4 protein-coding genes are annotated in these 5574 nt (G+C 54.5%); 1 reads left to right on the top strand and 3 read right to left on the bottom strand.

The genetic code is table 11. The annotated features are described in order from the left end of the window. Window positions 1–689: hypothetical protein (locus AAF465_17165; protein MEM7084455.1), on the bottom strand; the 689-nt coding region annotated here is incomplete at its 3' end. Window positions 690–875: 186 nt separating this feature from the next. Between AAF465_17165 and AAF465_17170 the strand changes: the two genes are divergently transcribed. Beyond that, window positions 876–1640 (top strand): isocitrate lyase/phosphoenolpyruvate mutase family protein, encoded by a 765-nt coding sequence (locus tag AAF465_17170; protein MEM7084456.1) that lies wholly within the window; start codon window positions 876–878, stop codon window positions 1638–1640. A gap of 212 nt (window positions 1641–1852) precedes the next feature. On the opposite strand, the gene azu is transcribed toward AAF465_17170, so the two are convergent. Both azu and AAF465_17180 read right to left on the bottom strand, forming a co-directional pair. Continuing rightward, the gene (gene azu / locus AAF465_17175) at window positions 1853–2290 is read right to left on the bottom strand and encodes an azurin (GenBank protein MEM7084457.1); all 438 of its coding nucleotides are present in this window, start codon (window positions 2288–2290) and stop codon (window positions 1853–1855) included. A 371-nt stretch (window positions 2291–2661) separates the two neighbouring features. Beyond that, the coding region (locus AAF465_17180; GenBank protein ID MEM7084458.1) for a thrombospondin type 3 repeat-containing protein at window positions 2662–5574 on the bottom strand (2913 nt) is incomplete at its 5' end.

Genomic DNA, 5574 nt, shown 5'->3' on the forward strand with positions numbered 1-5574 from the left:
GCATGGAAAATCTTTGATCCATCCTTGCTGTACACATTTTCATGTGGGGAATCGCCCGTGGGAAAACGCCCTACCTCTTGCCCAGACTCCACATCGAGCACATGCACCACATTACCCGTCGAGGCAGACACCGCCACCTGTCGCCCATCCGGTGATAAAGCCATATGGTCTGAACGAAAACCGGCGACTGGGAAGCGCCAATCGATTCGGCCGGTGGATATGTTTACGGCCACCACATCCGCAAAGCTGGGACGCGAAATGATGAGCCTTTGGCCGTCTAGTGAACTATACATGTCGTCCACATACTGATTGTGGCCCTCACCGACAAGCTCGCGAATGCCGTAGAACATCAAACGCTGGACAAACCGCTCGCGTATCTCCTTTAATCGTTCTTTTTTATCGGGAATTCCGTCTAACACTCCGATCACTTCAAAGGTGCGCGAATCGATAACCGTTATCGTTCCTTGCCAGTTGTTGCCGACAAACACAACAGGCTGCGGCCCTTGCACGACACCCGCCTGCTCGGCAATTTTCTTTAAACCCATCGGGTCAATGGGCGCGACATGATTCGGCGCCTCCTCTAGATTGGCATCAATCGTTTTGAGTGCGGCATACTGACCAAGCCCCAAAAAAACAATCAACCCAAAGACAAGCAGCGCAAACGCTCTAAGCACCCAGCGGAGAAACATGGCTTTCCTTCTGCAGTTGATACAATCGTAAAAAGACTGACGCCATAGTAAGCTAATTCGAATTATGCGTCGACGCGTGACAGGCGGTTCGACTGACCATTGCCGGTATGGTCGCGTCGCGAGCTGTCACGCGATCATTTTTCGACTCTTAGCGCCTCCAAAAAAACAGGGAAAGCGAGAAATTCAATGCCTACTCAGCAGCAAAAAGCCGACAAATTCCATGCGTTACACGTCAAGGGCGATCCGATCGTTCTGTTTAATATTTGGGACCCGGGATCAGCCAAAGTGGTGGCCGAGGCCGGCGCGCACGCGCTGGCAACCGGTAGCGCGCCGGTTGCCATGGCGCAAAACTATGGTGACGGTGAACAACTTCCGCTAGACCAGGCTTTGGCCAATGCCGCACGTATCGCGGCACAAACCGATTTACCATTGACGCTCGATTTCGAAGGCGCTTATAGCCAACAACCTGAAGGAATAACCATAAACACACTGAGGGCGTTAGAAACCGGAGTGATCGGCTTCAATTTCGAGGATCAAATTGTTGGCAGTGACCAGTTCTATCCGATCAACGAGCAAATCACGCGTGTCCTCGCAATGCGTACGGCCATCGAAGAGTCCGGCATTAACGCGTTCTTAAATGCTCGAACCGATCTTTTTTTGAAGTCGAGCGCCGAGCATCACGCTGACCATCTTAACGAAGCGATCGAGCGCGCCGAGGCGTACGAATCTGTCGGGGCCAGCGGATTTTTTGCGCCAGGTCTTACCGATATCACCCTCATCGAGTCGCTGTGCAGCCGAGTCAATTTGCCGGTCAATATCATTATGCTTCCTGGCTGCCCACCTAAAGATAAACTCAGCGCCGCTGGCGTTGCCCGAATCAGCTATGGACCGGTCCCCTATCGTTCGCTTATGGCAAGCTTAGGCGAGGCGGCTCGAAGCGCGTTGACATAGCGACTGTGGTACCGATTGAATGGCGAATACGCATTGAGCATTGTGCGTCAACTTCCATTTCTGCTTACTCGACGCCAGCGCCCCATTGAACAAGACGGGCTACTGCGAAACAGAGCTCGATTCATCGAAATAAAAAAAACCGACAACGTCCAGAGACGTTGTCGGTCCTATGGCCGGCGAAATGGAACGCCGTTGTTACCGTCTAGTGATCACTAGACGATTTTGAATGATCCTTTCATCACGGCCCAGTGGCCAGGGAAGGAACAGTAAAACGTATAAGACTCGGCGGCGTCCAGATCAGCGATCGAAAACGTCACTGAATCCGACTCACCGCCGCCAATCAGTTTCGTTGACGCAATTACGCGCGCGTCGTCGCTGGGTAGATAGTTACCCTCGACACCAGCCGCAACGCCTGCTCCGGCGACCGCCTGGTATTCCGATGACTTGGACAACACCCAGTTGTGCCCCATCGCGGCGGTTGGCATCTTGCCCGTGTGGGTAAGCTTCACGCTCACCTCTTTGCAGGACGCTTCGACTTCCATCTCCGATACGCTGAATGTCAATGCATCGCCAACCTCAATTTCAAACTCGCAGGCGGCGAAGGCTGAATGCCCAATAAACAATGCGGCAAACGCAAAAAGTATTCTCATGATGTCCTCACAACCAAATGTATTCGCAGATTAAAGGTCGCGCTGTTGACTGCCTATTTACTGACAGCGCGTTAGCGCGTCGCAGCATAGACTATCCAGGCGGGTGTCAACGCCAGATGAAATCGCGGTCACGTTAGGCGCCACTCGGGCCGCTATTCCGCCGCAACACGGTGATCATCACCTGATCGAATACTAGCCAAATTACCCAATTATTGACAGACAGAGCCCGTCAAACCGACGCGCTAACGAACTCGAACGAACCAGTAGATGAGACCATAGACGTATAGAATATAAGCACTTAGCGCCGCCGCAAGACCCAAAAAAAGGCCCCGCCGAAGCGGGGCCTTTCATCTACCCTTCGAGATGACTGACTAGTTGGTACCAGTGGCACCTGGTCCAGGTGGCATCAGGAAAAAGTCAGCAAATAGCGCGTAATCGGCGAAGTTACACACACCGTCGCCATTGAAATCCTCATCAACATCGCCGCACGCGGTATTGAACGTGGGCGTCCAGGCATTGACGTCAAGGAAGTTAACCACGCCATTATTGTCTAGATCAGGATCACACGCGTTACCGAACCCATCCCCGTTCGTGTCACGCTGATCGGCATTGGCCACCAACGAACAATTGTCCAAACTGTCGTCGACACCATCACCGTCGGTATCCAGAGTGACATCCTGCAGTACTGGAATCAGGCACCACTCATTGAGAATACCCGGGTCGGCATTGAAATCGTCACGAATCGTGAGGCGCCAATCGCCCGCCAGTGATTCACCGGCAAAATCCGCCAACGTTCCGTCTGGATTGACCATGCCAACAATCGCCGGGCCTGGCTCACACTGGTCTTCAACGATAATCGTAGAGGCATCGTTGAATTCCGCGAGCACATCGTCCGCACCACAACCATCGGATGAGATCGCCGGCACACCTGGACGCGCCATGAGCACGACCGAGGTGCCGGTATCGTCATGGAATAAGGTCAACGTCAAATCGCCAACCCAACTGTGCGTGGCATCGACCGACACCGCCAGACCATCGAGAATACCCGGGTCTGCTACCGTCATCGTGGTCTCAACTGTCGCCAGATCCACGATCGGCAACGCCGGTGCCTGGCAGATAATCAGGCCTGTCTCAAATGAACGCGCGGCGCTGTACGCACCCGAACCACAGACATTGATCGCACGGACACGCCAGTAGTACGTCGTGTTGGTATTCAGCGCTGCCGAGGCCGTGTAGCTCGTCGTATCGCTGACGCCAGACTCGACGATATTGGTAAAGCCCGCATCGGTGGCAATCTGAACTTCATAGCTGCCCGCCTGTGTGGCATCGCTCCAAGTGAGGGTTGGCACAGTCGCCTGATCGGTTGCCCCATCAGCCGGCGCAACCAGCGCCGCAGAGCCCGGAACCGCATCGCTGGCATTAATCGCCACCGATAGATTTCGGTCATCCGTACCTGTCGCCGACCCTAGGATATTGATGTCGTATTCACCCGCCGTCACCGATCCACCAGCGGTAATCATCGCGGTGGTGTTTGCACCGGGTGACACCGGGTTTGCGCCGAAATTAACGACGAATCCAGCCGGTAGCGACGGCGTCGTTAAATTGACCGGAGCAGAGAATCCTTGCACCGAACCGATGTTAAGCGTCGTGTTGATGGTATCTGGCACACAGACATCGAAGCTATTCGGATCCGCACCGAGTAAGAAGGTCGGTTCGGCACCGACATTTAAGACATCCGCAACAAAGGTATCCGTTTGAGAGGCCGTTCCGCCGTCTGTGGGACGGTTGTCTGCCCAAATCGGAATCACTTTACCGCCGACCACGGAAACGCCATTGTAGTCGCCCCACTCTTGACCGGTGGTGACGTTGACCGATGTTTCGCTGGAGACGCGCGTCGGCTCATCCCAGGTCACACCACCATCCTGCGAAATCGTGTAGTACAGGTCGACACCCGTGCGTCCGGTTGAATTGCGCGTGTCGTAGTACACCACATGCACGTTGCCGAATTCGTCGACCGTCATCCACTGATTGAAGCGGTCGACGTCATTCACGTCAGCCGTATCATGTGGAATCGAAAAATTCCACGTCGCACCACCATCACGTGAGTAATACACCTTTACTTGCGTATGGTTGTTGATCGCAGAACCCTCAGGCCCGGTCACATCGGAAAATGCCACGTAAACACTACCGTCGTTTGGACCGCCAGAATTATCCGCAGCGGTCGCGGCATAAATCCAGGCGTTGCGTGATTCCATCGCTGGGATCGGCCAGTCAAAGCTGCCGTTAGTCGTGGCCACCGTGCTGGGCGCTTCAAAGGTTGCGCCTCCGTCGGTGGATTTGAGTAACGTAACGGTCTGCGCACCAAAGGCACCATAGACATAGTAGATATCGCCGTTCGCTGTGGTGGTGATATCGCTGCCAATCCCCGAGGGCGCGGTCGGGAACGCCGTAATGTCAAAGGTCATTCCCATGTCCGTTGAACGTGCAAACTGCATCACGTTGCCGTTGTGGTAAGTCACGTAAATATTATCTTGATGGGGTGAGGTCGGCGCCCGGTCCACGTGAATCCACTCTTTGTCGCTACCGCTGGCGGTGAGATCAACACGGTTGGTCCATGTGACACCAAAGTCCTCAGTGCGCCAGAACGACACACCAATCGGACCACTCAGCGCAGCGGTGTAGCCGATGCTACCGTCCGACGACCAGTCCACTGTCGGATCACAACACGTGTTGGGCAACACACCCTGAATGTTCCAGGTGTCACCGCCATCGTGCGAGTAGTACATTTCTTGCCCGCCATTATTGTTCGCACCGGCGATCACATATTGAGGCTGAGCTGGATTGATTTCGATAGTGGGCTCATTGGCATTTCGAATCGCGCTAATGCGAAGTTCGCCATTAACCGGTACCACTCTGTTTTGGTCGAAATCAGGACCCCATATCTTGCCGTTGCGCATGATGCCGCCATATTTTTTGCGGAACATCGGCCAAGCGGCGCGTGGGTATTGCGCGGGACCCGTCTTGCTCAAATGCGGCCACGCTTTACGAAGCTCAACACGGAAGAAGGCAGGGATCTTTGACGAAACCAGCCCCTCGTCGGGCGACAGATATTTAAGATCATCCGCGGTCAGTTGATAGTTGCGATCGTCCCACAATCCAAGTCGTGCAACGCGCTCGTAATTGACACTTTGATCGACACCACGGTTTTGCTCCACGCGCGCCGCCGGCATGCCGAAAATTTCCGCCGCAACTGCGCTAACCCAGGGCGTCAATCCGAAAGCGGC

The sequence above is a fragment of the Pseudomonadota bacterium genome, assembly GCA_039028935.1.
Lineage (GTDB): Bacteria > Pseudomonadota > Gammaproteobacteria > Steroidobacterales > SZUA-146 > SZUA-146.

Excerpts from the sequence above, each read along its gene's own strand:
- azu (MEM7084457.1), bottom strand. The coding sequence starts at position 2,290 with ATGAGAATACTTTTTGCGTTTGCCGCATTGTTTATTGGGCATTCAGCC.
- AAF465_17170 (MEM7084456.1), top strand. The coding sequence starts at position 876 with ATGCCTACTCAGCAGCAAAAAGCCGACAAATTCCATGCGTTACACGTC.